We start from the raw sequence: 19378 nt of genomic DNA on the forward strand, positions 1-19378 counted from the left end.
TTACCTCGAAAGCTGATTGAGTTCTTGAGAGACGAGCGGGGTGCTCGTCAGGGGCAGGCGCAAGGTGAAACAGGTGCCTTGGCCCAGGGTCGACTGCACTTCCATCTGGCCCTTGTGGTTGTTGGTGATGATGAAGTATGAAACCGACAGCCCAAGCCCGGTGCCCTGGCCGATTTCCTTGGTGGTGAAGAACGGCTCGAACGTGCGTTTGCGCACGTTCTCGCTCATGCCGATGCCGTTATCCTCGACCTGGATTTCCGCCCAGGGTGGATTGAGTCGGGTGCGCAGGATGATCCGTCCCGGCTCGCTGTCATCTTCGCGCTGGTGAATCGCCTGGGCGGCGTTTTTCAGCAGGTTCAGCAACACTTGCTCGAGCTCGTTGGCGGTGCCGGGCACCGGGCCCAGCGTCGGATCGAACTGACGAATGATCGCCTGGCCCTTGAAGTCGAAGCCGATCGCCAGGTCGAAATCGTTTCCGGCAATTTCCACGGCCTGGTCGATCAGCGCCGGCAGGTCGCACGGCGCCATCTGCCGGGTGCTGCGGCGGCTGAAACTGAGCATGTGGGTGACGATTTTCGCGGCCCGTGCACCGGCCTGCTGTATGCCGTCGAGCAACTGCGGCACTTCGCGGGCCCGCAGGTACTCATTGACCGTATCCAGCTCGATGCCGATCTGCTCGGCCTGTTCGAGGTTTTTCGGCAGTTCCGTGGACAGGCGCCGGCGAATGTTCTGCACGTTGTGCAGGATCGCTCCCAGCGGATTGTTGATTTCGTGAGCCATGCCGGCGGCGAGCCCGCCGACCGAGAGCATTTTTTCCGACTGCACCATCATCTCTTCCAGGGACAGGCGCTGGGTGATGTCGTCGATCCGGATCACTACGCCGCGCCCGGCGCCGCCCATCAGCGGGTAGAAGGTCAGGGCGTAGTGCTTGGGCTCATCGTCCTTCAGCCAGGTCACGCGCTCGATCTTCGCCACCGTGTGCTGCTCGACGGTCTGCTTGAGTTGCGGCAGAAACGGCTTGAGCGGTTCGAACGCGAGGAAGATCGGTTGATTCAAGGCTTCGTCCAGGCGCGTGCCCGAGAGGGCGCTGGCCTCCTGGTTCCATTGAGTCACGTAGAGCTGCTCATCGAGGGCAATCAACGCCGACGGCATGGAGTCGATGATGCTGTTGAGGTAGTTCTGGAACCCGGTGAGTTTCTTTTCGATCTTGCTGCGCACCTGGACTTCGAGTTCCAGCTTGCGGTTGGTGTGACGGGTTTCTTCGGCCAGCCCCTGGGCCTGGTCATAAGCCGCCTGGGAGTCGTCCCGCGCCCGTTTGAGTTGCTGCTCCCGGGCCTCGATGCGCGAGAGCATGGTATTGAAGGCCTCGGCCAGGCTGCCGATTTCGTCATGATTGCCGCGCGAGGCGCGCAGCGCGTAATTCTCTTCGCGGGTCACCTGCCGCGACAATTCCTCCAGCTGATGGATCGGCCGGGTGATCAGGCGCTTGATCTGCCGGGCAATGATCAGCCACAACAGTACGCTGAAGATCAGGATGCCGAGGCTGGCGGTCAGGGTCCCGGTATAGAACGCCATCGGCAACTCGCTGCTGGCCACCAGCAGCAAATGACCGGGCGCGGTGCCTGGGCGGGGCAGGGTGATCAACTGATTGCTGCGGAACTCGGTGGCTTGCCAGGCTTCGATGTGGCGATAACGCTCGGGCAACTTGAGTTTGTCGCCATGCTGCAACTGCGCCAGGCGCTCACCCTTGCCGTCATACAGCGCCGCTGCGCGCAAGGGCGAATAACTGTTGAGCTCGTTGAGCAGGCGTTCGGCACTTTGCGGGGATTGCAGGGCTTCGGACACCAGGCTCGGGTTGGACACCAGCCGGCCGATGGTCTGCAAGGCCTGAGGCGCCATGCTTTCCTGGGAGATGTAGTACGCAGCGCTGATGAAGGTCAGGTTGGCGACCAGCAGAACGGTGGTCAACAACACCAGCAGGGCAGCCAGCAGTTTCTGGCCGACCGGAAGGTTTTCAAGGCGCTGGCGCAATGGCATCAGTGTGATCGCTGCACAAGGAACAAGTGGCCAGCGTAGCCGCTGCTCAGTCGCTGGGCAATCCGAGGCTGTGCAGATGGGCGATCAGCCGCTGCTGCAATTGGTTGAGGTGCGGCAGGTTCAGCTGATGCCGCGCGGCCGTTTTGCAGGCGTAGCCCAGCAGGTAGCTGATTTCGGTGCGGCGCCCCTGCGCGACATCCTGGTGCATCGAGGAGTAATTGGCGGCGGTGGCGTGGATCACCCGTTCGACTTCCTGCTGGAGATCCTCGGCCGCGGCCGGCTGACCGCAGCGCTCCAGCAATTCACTCAGTTCCCCGCAGAGGGTCGCGACTTCGCAATGATGATCCTGCAAGCCGCCGTTACGGCAATCGTGCAGCACGGTCAGCGGGTTGATCGCGCAGTTGAGGGCCAGTTTGCGCCATAGCCGGGTGAGGATGTCGATGCTCCACGCGTGGGGAATGCCGGCGGCGATCAGGTCGTCAAGCCAGATCGGCGCCACCGGATGCCCGGCATCCCCCAGCCAGGTATAGCCATGGCCGGCGAACACCACGCGCCAGTCGCCTTCGCGAAATGCACCTTCGGTGCTCGATGCGCTGATGCAGCGGGCGTGCGGCACCTGTGCGGCGACGGCGTCCTGACTGCCGAGGCCGTTCTGCAGCAGAATCAACTCGGCACCGGGGGCCAGGCGTGGCGCCAGGCGGGCGACCGCTTGCTCGGCATCGTAGGCCTTGCAGGCCACCAGAAGTCGGTTGATCGGCTCGCCGCTGTCGGCCGTTTCACCGGGAATGTCCCAGGTGTGCGCCTCGCCCTGTTCCACCAGCGTCAGCCCGCCCGCCGCCCGATAGGCCTGCAACCGCGCGTCATCGCGCACGATCAGTCTGACCGGCACCCCGGCCCGCGCCAGGCGCGTGGCCCACAAGGTGCCAAGGCTGCCGGCGCCCAGCACATGCCAGGAGGTGGACATCAGCTTTTTGCTCTGTTTGAGGCGTGCATCGAGGGCTCGCAGTGAATGATGGGAAAGACCCGTTATAATCAGCGCGGATTTTAACCGCAAGCCAGGTGTGCTCCATCGTGATTGAGCGCGCCCTTTATTGGAGAAATTACATGCCGTCGTTCGACGTGGTATCCGAACTGGACAAACACGAAGTCACCAACGCCGTCGAGAACGCCGTCAAGGAACTCGACCGTCGTTATGACCTGAAAGGCAAAGGCAGCTTCGAGTTCAAGGAAAAGGAACTGACCGTCAACCTCACCGCAGAAGCCGATTTCCAGCTTGAAGCCATGATTGAGATCCTCAAGCTGGCCCTGGTCAAGCGCAAAATCGACGTGCAGTGCCTGGAAGTCAAGGACGCCTATGCATCGGGCAAGCTGATGAAGCAGGAAGCCGTGCTCAAGGAAGGCATCGACAAGGAGCTGGCGAAGAAAATCGTCGCTCACATCAAGGATGCCAAGCTGAAGGTCCAGGCCGCCATCCAGGGTGAGCAAGTGCGCGTGACCGGCAAGAAGCGCGACGATTTGCAGGAAGCCATCGCGGCCCTGCGCGCCAAGACGTTCGATATGCCCCTGCAGTTCAACAACTTCCGCGACTGACCTCTCAGGCGGGAACCTGTGGCAGCGAACCCTGCTCGCGAAAAGCGGCTTGTCAGTCACCCTTGGTGCTGAATGACGCAACGCTTCGCGAGCGGGCTCGCTGCCACCCACCCCGGTCGTGTGTAACTCGACGGCATTTTTCTGCCGCTTATCTTTCGTGTGCCGGATGGCCGGAAATCAGGAGAACGTAGATGGACTTGAACGCTGAAGTGGACAACCTGGTCAAGGCGTCCCAAGCCTGGATCCCGATGATCATGGAGTACGGCAGCCGCGTGTTGCTGGCGATCATCACCCTGGCCATTGGCTGGTGGCTGATCAACAAGGTCACGCAGAAACTCGGTGGCCTGCTGGCGCTGCGCAACGCCGACCTGGCGTTGCAAGGCTTTATCAGCAGCCTGGCAAACATCGTGCTCAAGGTGTTGCTGATCGTCAGCGTGGCTTCGATGATCGGCGTGGAAACCACCTCTTTCGTCGCTGCGATCGGTGCCGCAGGTCTGGCCATTGGTCTGGCGTTGCAGGGCAGCCTGGCGAACTTCGCCGGTGGCGTGCTGATCCTGCTGTTCCGTCCGTTCCGTATCGGTGACTGGATCGAAGCCCAGGGCGTGGCCGGCACGGTCGACAGCATTCAGATTTTCCACACAGTGCTGCGCACCGGTGATAACAAGACCATCATCGTGCCCAACGGCAACCTGTCGAACGGCATCATCACCAACACCAACCGTCAACCCACCCGCAAGGTGGTGTTCGATGTGGGGGTGGATTACGAAGCGGACTTGCAGAAGGCGCGCCAGGTGTTACTGGACCTGGCCAAGGATGAACGCATCCTGACCGAGCCGGCACCCCAGGCGGTTATTTCTACCCTGGGCGATAGCTCGATTACTGTTTCCCTGCGAGTGTGGGTCAAGACGGCGGATTACTGGGATGTCATGTTCATGTTTAATGAACAATCCCGCGATCGATTGAAAGCGGCCGGTATCGATATCCCGTTTCCACAACGTGTGATTCGAGTGGTGCAGGAATCGGCAGTGCAGTAAGTAACAAACATGTAACAAAAAAGGCCCATCCGAAGATGGGCCTTTTTGTTTGTTACCGCAAACTAACTGGATGCGATTACAACAGCGACAGCGGGTAGTCGACGATCAGACGGAACTCTTTGATATCGCCTTCGCCTTGGTCAGCGTTAGCCTGGTGCCATGCTTGACGAATACGGAAGGAGAGATCTTTTGCCGGGCCAGTCTGAACAACGTACTTGGCTTCGAAGTTGGTTTCGTTGTGTTTGCCGTCAGCACCGTACAGCGGGTCACCGTTGGATTTACGGTATACGCTGTTGGCCGCAAGGCCGGTACCGTCGATGTCCCAGCCTTTCACGTAACGGGTCATGAAGCTCAGACCAGGAACGCCGTACTCAGCCATTTTCAGGTCGTAACGGATCTGGGCAGATTTCTCTTCCGGACCGTTGAAGTCAGAGTACTGGATGGAGTTGGCGAGGAAGATCGAGTCGCCACCACGGTTGTTCTTGCCCACGCCGATGTAGTCGAACGGCGTATCACCATTGACCTTCTGGAAGGCTACGGTGAGGGTGTGTGCTTTCAGGAACGAGAAAGCAGCCGCCAGGGAGTACGTGGTGTTGCTGATGTCGCCAGCTTCGGAGTCACCGGTGTCCGAGGTGCGGTAGATGTTACCGTCCAGGTTCAGGGACTGATCGCCACCCATTGGGATGGTGTAGTTGGCGTTGGCGTAGTACTGGTTCCAGATGTCTTCCAGCTTGGCGCCGTACAGGGAAACGCTCAGTGCGTCGGTGATGCCATATTTGCCACCGAAGTAGTCGATGGTGTTGGCTTCGGTGCCGGCGTAGGTTGCAAACAGGCCGCCGTCACGGGAGTTGCGGTCCTGGCTGGTCGACGAGTAGAAGTGACCGGCTTCGAGGTCAAGGTCTTTGACTTCGCTGCTCTGCAGTTGGAAACCGCTGGCAGTTTGAGGAAGGATACGGGAACCGCCGACAGCGAACACTGGAGCAGTGCTTGGCTGCATGTCGCCGACTTTCAGCTCGGTTTTCGATACGCGGAATTTAACAGCGCCACCGGCCTTGCCCTGGCTGTCCTGAACGCCGTTGGCGCCTACAGGCATGTTGCCGGTACCGCCGGTACCGTCGCCACCGTCCAGTTTGATTGCCAGGTAGCCGAAGGCATCAACGCCGACGCCGACAGTGCCCTGGGTGTAACCGGAGCTGAAGTTGCCCCAGAAACCTTGGGTCCAGTCTTTCTGGTCGTTGCCGCCGTCTTTGTTATTACGGTTGAAGTAGTAGTTGCGCAGCAGGATGTCTGCTTTTGCGTCTTCAACAAAACCTTTGGCTTCAGCCTGGTCACTTACGAAAGGTGCTGCCGTTGCCACTTGAGTACTGGCGGCTGCTGCAACTGCCAGTGCGATCATGCTCCACTTCATCACGCGCATCGTGATTTGCTCCTTTGGTTTTAGAAGAGTACTGCCGTCCCACCTGTTTTTTTATCTGGGCGGCTCTTTCTTTTTGTGTCGGCGCAAACTTATATCACGCCGACTCTATTGGCGATACTTGCGTATCTAACCTTTCAGCTTCTTTACGACCCTGTCGCAAATGGCTTGGTAGATGTCGCAAATTTACAGCCCCAATGCAATAGGAATGGCAACTACAGCGCTGTTTTCCAGGGCTTGAGCATCGGTTGAAAAGAGTCCTTGGTGCAGCGTTTGAATCTCCATCGGGCAACCCTGCCACTGTTTTTATTGCCTTCAGGCTTCCACGTCCGGCGGAGGCTCTGAAGGCGATGTGGGTGTGAATGCAACAAGCGTGCACAAATTGGCAATTCGCTGTTTTTTTTTCCGAACGCCCGCCCGTTAGCGTAAAAACCTCATAAAACCGGGGGTTACAAGCACCTTTTGAAGGGGCTTGACGCCATGGTTTGCATCGTGTTCAGCCCAGCCGTTCAGCGACGCGACAACGAAAAACGTTACCGGTTCACCCCTTCAGTGAGTAATTGGCGGATGCCCGACGCACTGAGCGTAGACGCACTGTGCGGTTTTGGTGCAAAAAATATTTTTTGCTGTACCGATTTCACACAGTTGTCGCTGTGGTGAAAAGTGAACAGGCCCCGGTTTCGGGTCATTTTCGTCTGTTTTGTATGGCGCCCGGTGCTGGAATGGTGCGTCCACAGGAAAAATGTCTCATGCCGGGGCATGGTTTGCCGGGGATCGCCGGGTAGGAACGTGTTCGTCGTGATGCCGGCGTTATTCGCAGGTATGCTGCCGTCCTGTCGCCTGGCGCGCCGTCTCTCGGGGCGAGCGCTAAGCTGAAATGATCAAGACCGGGAGTGCACACAGTGTTTGCTTTAGATCCACGACTTCAACAAGACACGCTGCCGATCGGCGATTTCCCGCTCAGCCGGTTGCTGTTGTCCAATGATTCGAACTACCCCTGGTTCATCCTGGTGCCGCGCCGCGCCGACATCAGCGAGATATTTCAGCTCGATGCCGCCGACCAGCAGCAGCTATGGCGCGAAACCACTGTGCTGGCGGAGCTGCTCAAGGATTCGTTTGACGCCGACAAGCTCAATGTCGGGGCGTTGGGTAACGTCGTCAGTCAATTGCACATGCACGTGATCGTGCGCAAGCGCGAGGATGCCGCCTGGCCGGCCCCGGTGTGGGGCAAGCACCCGGCCCGGCCGTATACGGCGCAACAGGTCGCGACGATACGCGAGCGGCTGCGCTTGATCCTGACCGAAGATTTCACGTTTCTGGAGGGTTGAGTCATGAGCCTGGAAGAACGCGTTACCGATCTGGAGACCCAGCTGGCGTTTCAGGATGACACCATCCAGGCGCTGAGTGATGTGCTGGCCACACAGCAGCGGGCGGTTGAGCGCCTGCAATTGCAAATGGCCGCCTTGCTCAAGCGGCAAGAGGAGATGGCCGGACAGTTCGGGGTGTTTGAAGAGGAAGCGCCGCCTCCGCATTACTGAACGACTTCGCATAAAAAAACCGCGAACAGCCCGGCTGCTCGCGGTTTTTTTCAGCCTCGGATCAGCGTCGCGGCAGTGCGGCGATCACGTCTTCGGCCTGCAGGCCCTTGTCACGGTTCATGACGGAAAATTCCACGCGCTGACCCTCGACCAGAACGCGGTGGCCTTCACCACGAATGGCCCGGAAATGCACGAAAATGTCATCGCCGGAGTCACGGGAAATAAAGCCGAAGCCTTTGGATGTGTTGAACCACTTGACGGTGCCGGTATCGCGGTTGCTCATGTCATAGCTAGGCGAGGCGGCGGTCGGGGACGACTTGTAGAAGCTGACGCCCAGGTGCAGAAAAACGGCGATCAGGGCAGCGACCAGGCTGAACAGCACGGCCGGCTGACCGGCGATGACCGGCATTGGCGCGAACAGTGTCAGGGTTTGCAGGACGACCGCCAGTACCAGCAGGGCGCTGACGAGGTTCTGCAGCTGGTGACGCGGACCTTTGTTCCAGTGAGGAATGACGGGTGCAAGGGTCAGGTTGAGCAGGCCGAAAAAGGCCAGGTACAGTGCATCGGGTTGTTGCAGGTAAGGAACAGCCTCGGACCGCAGGCTGGGAATGAAGGACAGCAGCAAGGCTGCTGCGCCCATTAGGAGGTGGACGATTTTCAACATTTTGATTAACTCACGTTCAGGCGGATCACAAGGAAGAGCTGATCGGGCACGGTTCGCTTCGAAACAATGAGAGGCGTTGGACACGCACCAGGCTTCAGCCTATGCGCAGCGCCCGGAAAAAAAGGCGTTGACGACACGTCGTCTATTTAACAGCAAAGCTCGCGGCTACTCAAATCAGGGTGTCCAGCGGTGTCTCGGGGCGATTTGTCACAGGCGGCGGGCGCAATCCGGGCTGTGATTGCGCGACGGTCTTGCTAGAGTGGTCCTGCACCTGTTGGATGAATTCATCACCGTTAGGGGAAAAGCATGGCAATCGATATCGGTATCAGTGAAGAAGACCGCAAGTCCATCGTCGACGGACTTTCGCGTCTGCTGGCAGACACTTATGTACTTTATTTGAAAACCCATAACTTCCACTGGAATGTCACCGGCCCGATGTTTCGGACCCTGCACTTGATGTTCGAGGAGCAATATAACGAGTTGGCGCTGGCGGTCGATTCGATTGCCGAGCGTATTCGTGCACTGGGTTTTCCTGCACCGGGCGCCTATTCGATTTATGCGCGTCTTTCTTCAATCAAGGAAGAGGCGGGTGTGCCCACTGCAGATGAGATGATCAGGCAACTAGTCGAAGGGCAGGAAGCGGTCACGCGTACGGCGCGGGGGATCTTCCCTCTGCTGGACAAGGTCAGCGACGAGCCCACCGCCGACTTGCTGACCCAGCGCATGCAGGTACACGAGAAAACTGCGTGGATGTTGCGTGCCTTGCTGGATTGACAGCCCCCATGGCGCGCGGAACACACCGGGCCGGTGTGGTTCGCGCGCTGTATTCTTGTACCTGTTCCTGCGGGAACTCACGCTCCGCTCTGTGGGAAATTGCCCAGACTAGGACGGTCTCCGTGATCTGCCTCCTGGTGTTGGCTTATCCTACGTCGACGGTCATAAAGTCATCTGGATATAACTTTGCACCTGCGGTTTTATAAGGCCCGCAACATGGCTTTTATAGAAACCAGAGATGGCAAAGGAGTGTCAGCAGTATGGTTTATGACGGCAGATTAAATGAAGGAAGGTTGGGTCCATTAAAGGATGTAAGGATCGACCCTTTTGTCAGTGAGTTCGATATGGGACTGGCCCAGCCGCTATCGCGGTCTGTTCGCTTGAATGGTTTTGCCACCTGTTTGCGCCTTGAGCAGGTGTATTGGGATATTCTGGGGGAAATGGCGAAAATCAATTGCTGTTCGGTCAGCGCCCTGTTGTCCCATGTCGATCGCGAAGTGCATTTGCGCCACGGCGGGGTGAAAAATTTCAGCGGATTGGTCCGGGTCGTCTGCGTCGTGCACAGCCGCAACGAGGAGCGAGGCGGCGTCCTGGCGTAGCGCTGACGGTGCCGCGCATCAAGTGTCGGTCTGTGCTGTGTTACGGCTGCACAGGCCGCATTTAATGGATATAATCCCGCTCTTTGCCGCAAGACCCAGCGTGTGCGGTAGCATTCTGATCGCCGAGACAACCCCCATGCCGATGTACGACTATCAATGTGCTTCCTGTGGTCATCAGTTGGAAGCCATTCAAAAGATCAGCGCAGCACCGCTGGTCGACTGCCCTGCCTGCCAGGCGCCAGAGCTTAAGAAAATGCTGTCGATGCCGGGTTTCCGCCTCAGCGGCACCGGCTGGTACGAAACCGATTTCAAGACCGGGTCCAAGAAGAATCTGGCCGGTGGCGATAAAGCCGACTAAGGTCTGCAACCCGATTGAACGACACGTGCGAGCTCTTGCAGCATTCTTCAGCACTTGAAGTGCGCAAGGCTCCAACCGAATTTCGAATTACGAGAAGTGAAACCACGACCATGATGCGCAGCCATTATTGCGGCCAACTGAACGAAAGCCTGGACGGCCAGGAAATTACCCTTTGCGGATGGGTTCACCGTCGCCGTGACCACGGTGGGGTGATTTTCCTCGATATCCGTGATCGTGACGGCCTGGCGCAGGTGGTGTTCGACCCGGATCGCGCCGAGACCTTCGCCGTTGCCGACCGTGTGCGCAGCGAATACGTGGTCAAGGTGACCGGCAAGGTGCGCCTGCGTCCGGCCGGTGCCACCAACGCCAACATGGCGTCGGGCATGATCGAAGTGCTGGGTTACGAACTGGAAGTGCTGAACGAGGCGGAAACCCCGCCGTTCCCGCTCAACGAGTTCTCTGACGTTGGCGAGGAAACCCGTCTGCGCTATCGCTTCCTCGACCTGCGTCGTCCGGAAATGGCCGAGAAGCTGCGTCTGCGTTCGCGCATGACCACCAGCATCCGTCGCTACCTGGACGAAAACGGCTTCCTCGACGTCGAGACGCCGATCCTGACCCGTGCGACGCCGGAAGGCGCCCGCGACTACCTGGTGCCGAGCCGTACCCACGCCGGTTCGTTCTTCGCCTTGCCGCAATCGCCCCAGCTGTTCAAGCAACTGCTGATGGTGGCCGGCTTCGACCGTTACTACCAGATCGCCAAGTGCTTCCGCGACGAAGACCTGCGTGCCGACCGTCAACCTGAATTCACCCAGATCGACATCGAAACCAGCTTCCTCGATGAAAAAGACATCATGGGCCTGACCGAAGGCATGATCCGCAACCTGTTCAAGGAAGTGCTGGATCTGGAATTCGGCGATTTCCCGCACATGACGTTCGAAGAAGCCATGCGTCGCTACGGTTCCGACAAGCCGGACCTGCGTAACCCGCTGGAACTGGTGGACGTTGCCGACCAGCTCAAGGACGTTGAATTCAAGGTCTTCAGCGGCCCGGCCAACGACCCGAAATGCCGTGTGACTGCACTGCGCGTACCGGGTGCGTCGAGCATGCCGCGCAGCAAGATCGACGAGTACACCAAGTTCGTCGGCATCTACGGTGCCAAGGGCCTGGCGTACATCAAGGTCAACGAGCGTGCCAAAGGCGTCGAAGGCCTGCAGTCGCCGATCGTCAAGAACATTCCCGAGGCCAACCTCAACGTGATCCTCGACCGCGTGGGCGCGGTTGACGGCGACATCGTGTTCTTCGGTGCGGACAAGTTCAAGATCGTCAGCGAGGCCCTGGGCGCGTTGCGGATCAAGCTGGGTCACGACCTGAACCTGCTGACCTGCGAGTGGGCGCCGATGTGGGTCGTCGACTTCCCGATGTTCGAAGAGAACGACGACGGCAGCTTCAGTGCGTTGCACCACCCGTTCACCGCGCCGAAGTGCACCCCGGCGGAGCTGGAGGCCAACCCGGCCACCGCACTGTCCCGTGCCTACGACATGGTCCTGAACGGCACCGAGCTGGGTGGTGGTTCGATCCGTATCCACCGCAAGGAAATGCAGCAGTCGGTGTTCCGCCTGCTGGGTATCGACGAGGCGGAACAGGAAGAGAAGTTCGGCTTCCTGCTCGACGCCCTGAAATACGGCGCACCGCCGCACGGTGGCCTGGCCTTCGGCCTGGACCGCCTGGTGATGTTGATGACCGGCGCCCAGTCCATCCGTGAAGTGATTGCCTTCCCGAAAACCCAGAGTGCTGCCGACGTCATGACGCAAGCGCCGGGTGTGGTGGATGCCAAGGCCTTGCGCGAATTGCACATTCGTTTGCGCGAAACGCCAAAGGCTGAGTAAGAGGGGCCTGAAGGCGCATCTTCGGATGCGCCTTTTCTTTATGCACAGGTCGAGATTTTTTGTTTGCCGGCCGGCGCCTCTGGGCGTGGCGGGTAATGTTTCAAAGAGCATTCGGAGCGAGTTATGGCAGGTCATTCCAAGTGGGCGAACATCAAGCACCGCAAAGAACGTCAGGATGCCAAGAAAGGCAAGATTTTCACCAAGTGGATTCGTGAGCTGACTGTCGCTGCCCGTCAGGGCGGCGGCGATCCGGGCTCCAACCCGCGTCTGCGCCTGGCGCTGGACAAGGCGTTGGGAGCGAACATGAGTCGCGACATCATCGATCGCGCTGTCGCCCGTGGTGCGGGTGCGGCCGACACCGACGACATGGTCGAACTGACCTATGAAGGCTACGGCCCGGGCGGCGTCGCGGTGATGGTCGAGTGCATGACCGACAACCGCAACCGCACGGCGGCGGCTGTTCGCCATGCGTTCAGCAAGTGTGGCGGCAACCTGGGCACCGACGGCTCCGTCGCCTACCTGTTCGAGCGCAAGGGGCAGATTTCCTTTGCCCCGGGTGTCGATGAGGATGCGCTGATGGAGGCGGCGATGGAGGCGGACGCCGATGACGTGGTCACCCACGAAGACGGCTCGATCGACGTGTTCACCTCGTTCGCCGGTTTCTACGCCGTGCGCAACGCCCTGGAAGCTGCGGGCTTCAAGGGGCAGGATGCGGAAATCGTGATGCTGCCGACCACCAGCGCCGAGCTTGATCTGGAGGGTGCCGAGAAAGTCCTCAAGTTGATCGATATGCTGGAAGACCTGGATGACGTGCAAAACGTCTATTCCAACGCGGACATCCCCGAAGACGTGGCCGCTCAGCTCGGTTAAGAGCGGCTAGGCTTCGATGTGGGGGCGAGCCTGCTCGCGAATGCGGATGTTCAGGCAACCTCGTTGCTGACGATAAAACCGCTTTCGCGAGCAGGCTCGCTCCCACATTTGTTATGGGTGGGTTAGAAAATCGTGCTTTTACCGAATCTGCAGGCGTTATGACTTTAATTCTTGGTATCGACCCTGGTTCGCGCATCACCGGTTACGGCGTGGTGCGCGATACCGGTCGAGGTTGCGAGTACGTGGCCTCTGGCTGCATCCGCACTGGCGCCGGTGAGCTGCATGAGCGCCTGCAGATTGTCTACCGCGGAGTGCGGGAAATCATTCAGACCTACCATCCGGTGACCATGGGAATCGAAAAGGTGTTCATGGCGCGCAACGCCGACTCCGCCCTGAAGCTGGGGCAGGCCCGTGGGGCGGCCATCGTGGCGGGGGCCGAAGAGAGCCTGGAAATCGCCGAGTACAGCGCAACGCAGGTCAAGCAGGCGGTGGTCGGCACGGGCGCGGCCAACAAGGAGCAGGTGCAGATGATGGTCATGCACATGCTGAAACTGACCAGCAAGCCACAGATCGATGCCTCCGATGCCCTGGCCATCGCCATTTGCCATGCCCACACCCGTTCCAGCCTGCTGCCTCATGGCCTGGGCGCGGCACGCAGTCGTGGCGGACGCCTGCGTCTCTGATAGCATCAGCAATCATTTTTCCGGAATGAGGGTTTTGCGCCTGTGTTGTCGGCGTGAAACCCTTGTTCTGTCAGTCGCCAGTAACACCCTGGCCAACGCTCAAGGATCTGTAACGTGATTGGACGCTTGCGCGGCACCCTGGCTGAGAAACAGCCGCCGCACCTGATTCTGGATGTAAACGGCCTGGGCTACGAACTGGAAGTACCCATGACCACGTTGTATCGCTTGCCGTCGGTCGGTGAACCGCTGACGCTGCACACCCATTTGGTCGTGCGTGAAGACGCGCAGTTACTCTATGGGTTCGCCAGCAAGCGTGAGCGAGACTTTTTTCGTGAATTGATCCGTCTCAATGGTGTCGGGCCGAAATTGGCGCTGGCCTTGATGTCGAGCCTGGAAGTGGATGAGCTGGTACGTTGTGTGCAGTCCCAGGACACCTCGGCGCTGACCAAGGTGCCGGGCGTTGGCAAAAAGACTGCCGAGCGTCTGCTGGTGGAGCTCAAGGACCGCTTCAAGGCCTGGGAAACCGTGCCGGCGATGTTCGCCCTGGTGCCCAACCAGCCGGGCGGGCCGGACGTGGCCCCGGTCGCCAGCGCCGAAACCGACGCGGTCAGCGCGCTGATTTCCCTGGGCTACAAGCCGCAGGAGGCCAGCAAGGCGGTGTCCGCGATCAAGGAGAAAGGTTTGAGCAGTGAAGACATGATTCGTCGTGCCCTGAAGGGAATGATCTAAGTGATTGATGCTGATCGTCTGATAACCGCCTCGCCCGTGCCTCGGGAGCGCGAGGAAGTCCAGGACCGGGCGATTCGTCCTGTCAGCCTGGCGGAGTACATTGGCCAGCCGACCGTTCGCGAGCAAATGGAGTTGTTCATCCAGGCCGCCCGCGGGCGTAACGAGTCCCTGGACCACACGCTGATCTTCGGTCCGCCAGGCCTGGGCAAGACCACCCTGGCAAACATCATTGCCCAGGAAATGGGCGTGTCGATCAAAAGCACCTCCGGGCCTGTCCTTGAGCGCCCGGGTGACCTGGCTGCACTACTGACCAACCTCGAGCCGCACGATGTGCTGTTCATCGACGAAATCCATCGCTTGTCGCCGATCGTCGAAGAAGTGCTGTACCCCGCGATGGAAGACTTCCAGCTCGACATCATGATTGGCGAAGGGCCGGCTGCGCGTTCGATCAAGCTGGACTTGCCGCCGTTCACCCTGGTGGGCGCGACGACGCGTGCCGGCATGTTGACCAACCCGCTGCGAGACCGGTTCGGCATCGTCCAGCGGCTCGAGTTCTACAGCACGGCCGACCTGGCCACGATCGTCGGCCGTTCGGCCAATATCCTCGGTTTGCCGCTGGACCCGGACGGGGCTTTCGAGATCGCCCGTCGCGCCCGTGGCACCCCACGGATTGCCAATCGGCTGTTGCGCCGGGTTCGCGACTTCGCCGAAGTGCGCGGCAAGGGCCATATCACCAAGCCGATTGCCGACCTGGCCTTGAATCTGCTGGATGTCGACGAGCGTGGCTTCGATCACCAGGACCGGCGTCTGCTGTTGACCATGATCGAGAAGTTCGATGGCGGACCGGTCGGTGTCGACAGCCTGGCTGCCGCGATCAGTGAGGAGCGCCATACCATCGAGGATGTGCTGGAGCCTTACCTGATTCAGCAGGGCTACATCATGCGCACGCCCCGGGGGCGGGTCGTCACCCGGCATGCGTACCTGCATTTTGGCTTAAACATTCCGTCACGATTGGGCGAAATGCCCGTGGTAGACGAGTTTCTTGACGGTGCTGACGATTAATTAACGTCTGCGTGCTGATTTTTCGGGCATTGTGCTGTCCTAGGACCGTACTTTCTCCGGTAAAGCCGCAGAACCATGAAAAACAGTTGCCTGGCCGGATTGGCAACCTGAGGAGTAAGCACTAGAGTATGCGCGCGCAAAACGGGCTTGAGCCGTTCGCACATCGTTGTCGCGTTTATTACGAGGACACCGATGCCGGCGGCATCGTGTATTACGTTAATTACCTCAAGTTTATGGAACGGGCTCGAACCGAGCGGCTCCGGGAACTGGGCTTTGCCCAATCCCAGCTGGCAGGGGAGGACCTGTTGTTTGTCGTGCATTCCAGCGAAGCGCGCTACCACGCGCCGGCGCGACTGGACGACGAGCTGCTGGTAAGCGCTGAAGTAATCGAATTGAACCGTGTCAGCCTGCGCTTCAAACAGCAGGTCAGGCGGGCTACGGATGATGCGCTGCTCTGCGAAGGGCAGTTCCTGGTGGCCTGTGTGCGCACCAACAGTTTGAAACCCCGGGCCATTCCCGAAACTCTACGTGCGGCCTTTGCCGACGTGAGCGGCGCGGGTACACACTCAAAGCAGGAGATAAAGCGTGGAAGCTAACGTCGTCGACCATTCCTCCATGTGGAGCCTGGTCAGCAATGCCAGTATCGTGGTGCAACTGGTGATGCTGACCCTGGTAGCCGCATCGGTGACCTCATGGATCATGATTTTTCAGCGCAGCAACCTGTTGCGCGCCGGTCGACGTGCCCTGGAGAGCTTTGAAGAGCGCTTCTGGTCCGGTATCGACCTGTCCAAACTCTACCGTCAGGCCGGCAGCAACCCCGATCCGGATTCGGGCGTTGAGCAGATCTTCCGTGCCGGTTTCAAGGAGTTTTCCCGTCTGCGCCAACAGCCAGGCGTTGACCCGGAAGCGGTCATGGAAGGCGTGGCCCGTGCCATGCGCGTCGCCATCTCCCGTGAAGAAGAAAAGCTCGAGCAGAGCCTGCCATTCCTGGCCACTGTCGGTTCCGTCAGCCCGTACATCGGTCTGTTCGGTACGGTCTGGGGGATCATGAACTCCTTCCGCGGTCTGGCCACTGCCCAGCAAGCGACCCTGGCCACCGTGGCCCCGGGTATCGCCGAAGCCCTGATCGCGACCGCCATCGGCCTGTTCGCCGCAATCCCGGCCGTTATCGCCTACAACCGTTTCGCCGCCCGCAGCGAAACGCTGATCAGCCGCTACTACACCTTCGCCGATGAATTCCAGGCGATCCTGCACCGCAAAGTGCACACCAGCGAAGACTAAGCAGGTATTTTCCAATGGCTTTAATCGCTCGAGCCCGCAACAAGCGCAAGCCGGTCGCCGAGATGAACGTGGTGCCATACATCGACGTGATGCTGGTACTGCTGGTCATTTTCATGGTGACCGCGCCGATGCTCAACCAGGGCGTGAAAGTGGATCTGCCCAAGGTTTCCAGCGAAGCCTTGCCGCAGGACAACAACACTCAGGTCCTGACCATTTCGATCAAGGCTGACAAGACCTACTACTGGAACCTTGGCAGCGAAGTCGACACCGAAAAACAGCAGGATCGCGCCATGACCCTGCCGCAGATGACGGATGCGGTGACCAAGATCATTCGTGCCGGCAACGAGGGCGGCAAGCACACCCAGGTGTTCATTCGTGGTGACAAGACCGTCGATTACGGTGCCGTCATGGGGGCGATGGGCGGGCTGCAGAAAGCCGGGGTCGGTAACGTTGGTCTGATTACCGAGGCACCCTGATGCAGCAACAGCGAGAGCCAACAGCCTCGGAAAGCTACTTCTGGCCCAGTGTCTGGGCGATTTGCTTGCACGTGCTGGTTTTCGGCATGTTGTTCGTCAGTTTCGCCTTCACGCCGGAGCTGCCGCCGGCCAAGCCGATCGTCCAGGCCACCTTGTACCAGCTGAAATCGAAAAGTCAGGCAACGACCCAGACCAATCAGAAGATTGCGGGCGAGGCGAAGAAATCCGCTGCGCGCCAGACTGAAGTCGAACAGATGGAACAGAAGAAGGTCGAGCAGGAAGCGATAAAGGCTGCGGAACAAAAGAAAGAAGAAGCGGCTCAAAAGGCCGAGGAAGCCAAGAAGGCCGACGAGTCGAAGAAAGCGGAAGAGGCGAAAAAGGCTGACGAAGCCAAGAAAGCCGATGAAGCGAAGAAGACCGCCGAGGCCAAGAAGGCAGAAGAGAAACAATTGGCTGATATAGCCAAGAAGAAAGCCGAGGAAGAAGCCAAGAAGGCTGCTGAAGAAGAGGCCAAGAAAGCGGCCGCTGAAGAAGCGAAGAAAAAGATCGTCGAAGACGCGAAGAAGAAAGCCGCGGAAGACGCCAAGAAGAAAGCCGAAGCTGAAGAGGCGAAGAAGAAAGTCGCCGAGGACGCGAAGAAGAAAGCGGCTGCCGATGCTGCGAAGAAGAAAGCGCAGGATGCGGCACGTAAATCTGCCGAGGATAAAAAGGCTCAGGCCCTGGCAGACCTGCTTTCCGATACGCCGCAACGTCAGCAGGCCTTGGCGGATGAGCAGGGTGACGAAGTCGCCGGCAGTTTCGATGACCTGATCCGCGCTCGTGCAGCGGAAGGCTGGGCTCGCCCGCCGTCGGCGCGCAAGGGCATGACGGTGGTGTTGCAGATCGGCATGTTGCCGGACGGCACGGTGACCTCGGTCAGCGTGGCCAAGTCCAGTGGTGACGGTCCGTTTGACGCATCGGCCGTGGCCGCCGTGAAGAATATTGGACGTTTGACAGAAATGCAGGGAATGAAGCCGAGCGATTTCGCTCCGTATCGTTCATTCAAGATGACATTCACACCTGAGGATCTAGCCTTGTGAGAAACCTTCTTCGAGGAATGCTGGTCGTTATCTGCTGCATGGCAGGGATGGCGATGGCCGATGAGAAAAACATTCTGGTGACCAGCGGCAGCGATCGGGCGACCCCGATTGCAGTCGTGCCGTTCGGTTTCCAGGGCGGCAGCGTGCTGCCGGATGACATGGCCGAAATCATCGGTAATGACCTGCGCAACTCGGGTTACTACTCGCCGATTCCAAAGCAGAACATGATCAGCCAGCCGAGCCAGGCCAGCGAAATCATCTTCCGTGACTTCAAGGCGCTGGGTGCCCAGTACGTCATGGTCGGCAGCATCGTTCCGGCGGGCGGTCGCCTGCAGGTCCAGTACGCCCTGTTCAACGTCGCGACCGAGCAGCAAGTGCTGACCGGCAGTGTCTCGGGGGGTGTCGATCAACTGCGCGACATGGCGCACTACATCTCTGACCAGTCGTTCGAAAAGCTCACCGGTATCAAGGGGGCGTTCTCGACGCGTCTGTTGTACGTGACGGCAGAACGGTTCTCCGAGAAGAACACGCGCTACACGCTGCAGCGTTCGGACTATGACGGCGCCCGCGCCGTGACCCTGCTGCAATCGCGCGAGCCGATCCTGTCGCCGCGTTTCGCCCCGGATGGCAAGCGCATCGCCTATGTTTCGTTCGAGCAGAAACGTCCGCGTATCTTCATGCAGAACATCGACACCGGTCGCCGCGAGCAGCTCACCAACTTCGAAGGCCTGAACGGTGCGCCTGCCTGGTCGCCGGATGGCAATCGCCTGGCGTTCGTACTGTCCAAGGACGGTAACCCGGATATTTATGTGATGAACCTGGGTTCGCGTCAGATCTCCCGTGTCACCAACGGTCCCGGCATCAACACCGAACCGTTCTGGGGCAAGGACGGTTCGACCATCTACTTCACGTCGGACCGTGGTGGCAAGCCTCAGATCTACAAGACCAGCGTGGGCGGTGGCGGCGCGGAGCGTGTGACCTTTGTCGGTAACTACAACGCCAACCCGAAACTTTCGGCTGATGAAAAGACCCTGGTGATGATTCACCGCCAGGACGGCTTCACCAATTTCAAGGTGGCGGCCCAGGATCTGCAGCGGGGAAGTGTAAAAATCCTCACTGATAGCACTCTGGACGAGTCGCCTACTGTTGCGCCCAACGGCACCATGGTAATCTACGCCACCCGCCAGCAGGGCCGGGGAGTCTTGATGCTCGTGTCCATTAACGGACGCGTAAGGCTCCCGCTTCCTACCGCACAAGGCGAAGTCAGAGAACCTTCCTGGTCCCCTTACCTGAACTGACGCGGC

Annotated in this window: 21 protein-coding genes; 17 read left to right on the plus strand and 4 right to left on the minus strand. The window is 59.4% G+C overall.

Annotated elements, in window-relative coordinates; genetic code table 11:
* Together IB249_RS13785 and IB249_RS13790 are read right to left on the minus strand one after the other, a co-directional pair.
* Nucleotides 1-2037, minus strand: a complete 2037-nt coding sequence (locus tag IB249_RS13785) for a sensor histidine kinase (protein WP_192305535.1) — start codon at nucleotides 2035-2037, stop codon at nucleotides 1-3.
* A gap of 46 nt (nucleotides 2038-2083) precedes the next feature.
* Nucleotides 2084-3001 carry a putative 2-dehydropantoate 2-reductase gene (locus IB249_RS13790; RefSeq protein ID WP_192305537.1) on the minus strand — a complete coding sequence of 306 codons (918 nt, stop codon included), beginning with the start codon at nucleotides 2999-3001 and terminating at the stop codon, nucleotides 2084-2086.
* A gap of 140 nt (nucleotides 3002-3141) precedes the next feature.
* Here IB249_RS13790 and IB249_RS13795 point away from each other — a divergent pair, with 140 nt between their 5' ends.
* Nucleotides 3142-3627: a YajQ family cyclic di-GMP-binding protein gene (locus IB249_RS13795; RefSeq protein ID WP_003193880.1), complete on the plus strand. Its 486-nt coding sequence runs from the start codon at nucleotides 3142-3144 to the stop codon at nucleotides 3625-3627.
* Between the two features lie 191 nt (nucleotides 3628-3818).
* Nucleotides 3819-4661: a mechanosensitive ion channel family protein gene (locus IB249_RS13800; protein WP_192305539.1), complete on the plus strand. Its 843-nt coding sequence runs from the start codon at nucleotides 3819-3821 to the stop codon at nucleotides 4659-4661.
* 76 nt (nucleotides 4662-4737) lie between these two features.
* Here IB249_RS13800 and IB249_RS13805 read toward each other — a convergent pair whose 3' ends face one another.
* Nucleotides 4738-6078 (minus strand): OprD family porin, encoded by a 1341-nt coding sequence (locus IB249_RS13805; protein ID WP_192305541.1) that lies wholly within the window; start codon nucleotides 6076-6078, stop codon nucleotides 4738-4740.
* Between the two features lie 899 nt (nucleotides 6079-6977).
* Between IB249_RS13805 and IB249_RS13810 the strand changes: the two genes are divergently transcribed.
* Entirely contained in the window at nucleotides 6978-7403 is a 426-nt protein-coding gene (locus tag IB249_RS13810; protein WP_192305543.1) for an HIT domain-containing protein, read from the plus strand.
* Nucleotides 7404-7406: 3 nt separating this feature from the next.
* A complete protein-coding gene (locus tag IB249_RS13815; protein ID WP_192305545.1) occupies nucleotides 7407-7613 on the plus strand; it encodes a SlyX family protein in 207 nt (68 codons plus the stop codon).
* Between the two features lie 61 nt (nucleotides 7614-7674).
* On the opposite strand, the gene IB249_RS30010 is transcribed toward IB249_RS13815, so the two are convergent.
* A complete protein-coding gene (locus IB249_RS30010; protein ID WP_192305547.1) occupies nucleotides 7675-8277 on the minus strand; it encodes a cold-shock protein in 603 nt (200 codons plus the stop codon).
* 306 nt (nucleotides 8278-8583) lie between these two features.
* Here IB249_RS30010 and IB249_RS13825 point away from each other — a divergent pair, with 306 nt between their 5' ends.
* The 13 genes from IB249_RS13825 to tolB all read left to right on the plus strand — a co-directional run bounded on the left by IB249_RS13825 (nucleotide 8584) and on the right by tolB (nucleotide 19372).
* A complete protein-coding gene (locus IB249_RS13825; RefSeq protein WP_192305549.1) occupies nucleotides 8584-9051 on the plus strand; it encodes a Dps family protein in 468 nt (155 codons plus the stop codon).
* A gap of 260 nt (nucleotides 9052-9311) precedes the next feature.
* Entirely contained in the window at nucleotides 9312-9650 is a 339-nt protein-coding gene (locus IB249_RS13830) for a ribbon-helix-helix domain-containing protein (RefSeq protein WP_192305551.1), read from the plus strand.
* 136 nt (nucleotides 9651-9786) lie between these two features.
* Nucleotides 9787-10008 (plus strand): FmdB family zinc ribbon protein, encoded by a 222-nt coding sequence (locus IB249_RS13835; RefSeq protein WP_010457489.1) that lies wholly within the window; start codon nucleotides 9787-9789, stop codon nucleotides 10006-10008.
* Between the two features lie 110 nt (nucleotides 10009-10118).
* Entirely contained in the window at nucleotides 10119-11894 is a 1776-nt protein-coding gene (aspS, locus tag IB249_RS13840; RefSeq protein ID WP_192305553.1) for an aspartate--tRNA ligase, read from the plus strand.
* A gap of 123 nt (nucleotides 11895-12017) precedes the next feature.
* Nucleotides 12018-12764 (plus strand): YebC/PmpR family DNA-binding transcriptional regulator, encoded by a 747-nt coding sequence (locus IB249_RS13845; protein WP_192305555.1) that lies wholly within the window; start codon nucleotides 12018-12020, stop codon nucleotides 12762-12764.
* 158 nt (nucleotides 12765-12922) lie between these two features.
* A complete protein-coding gene (ruvC, locus tag IB249_RS13850; protein ID WP_192305557.1) occupies nucleotides 12923-13447 on the plus strand; it encodes a crossover junction endodeoxyribonuclease RuvC in 525 nt (174 codons plus the stop codon).
* A gap of 114 nt (nucleotides 13448-13561) precedes the next feature.
* On the plus strand, nucleotides 13562-14176 hold the full coding sequence (ruvA, locus tag IB249_RS13855; protein ID WP_192305559.1) for a Holliday junction branch migration protein RuvA: 615 nt from the start codon (nucleotides 13562-13564) through the stop codon (nucleotides 14174-14176).
* Nucleotides 14177-15238 carry a Holliday junction branch migration DNA helicase RuvB gene (gene ruvB / locus IB249_RS13860; RefSeq protein WP_192305561.1) on the plus strand — a complete coding sequence of 354 codons (1062 nt, stop codon included), beginning with the start codon at nucleotides 14177-14179 and terminating at the stop codon, nucleotides 15236-15238. It abuts the gene before it with no gap.
* A 128-nt stretch (nucleotides 15239-15366) separates the two neighbouring features.
* The gene (gene ybgC / locus IB249_RS13865; RefSeq protein WP_192305563.1) at nucleotides 15367-15834 is read left to right on the plus strand and encodes a tol-pal system-associated acyl-CoA thioesterase; all 468 of its coding nucleotides are present in this window, start codon (nucleotides 15367-15369) and stop codon (nucleotides 15832-15834) included.
* Nucleotides 15824-16519, plus strand: a complete 696-nt coding sequence (tolQ, locus tag IB249_RS13870) for a protein TolQ (RefSeq protein WP_192305565.1) — start codon at nucleotides 15824-15826, stop codon at nucleotides 16517-16519. The genes ybgC and tolQ overlap by 11 nt, the downstream gene beginning before the upstream one ends.
* A gap of 23 nt (nucleotides 16520-16542) precedes the next feature.
* Nucleotides 16543-16995: a protein TolR gene (tolR, locus tag IB249_RS13875; protein ID WP_192306394.1), complete on the plus strand. Its 453-nt coding sequence runs from the start codon at nucleotides 16543-16545 to the stop codon at nucleotides 16993-16995.
* Entirely contained in the window at nucleotides 16995-18074 is a 1080-nt protein-coding gene (gene tolA, locus IB249_RS13880) for a cell envelope integrity protein TolA (RefSeq protein WP_192305567.1), read from the plus strand. Before tolR ends, tolA begins: the two co-directional genes overlap by 1 nt.
* Nucleotides 18075-18091: 17 nt before the next feature.
* A complete protein-coding gene (tolB, locus tag IB249_RS13885) occupies nucleotides 18092-19372 on the plus strand; it encodes a Tol-Pal system beta propeller repeat protein TolB (protein ID WP_192306397.1) in 1281 nt (426 codons plus the stop codon).
* The last annotated feature ends 6 nt before the right edge of the window (nucleotides 19373-19378 follow it).

The organism is Pseudomonas sp. PDM04 (assembly GCF_014851765.1).
Classification (GTDB): Bacteria; Pseudomonadota; Gammaproteobacteria; order Pseudomonadales; family Pseudomonadaceae; genus Aquipseudomonas.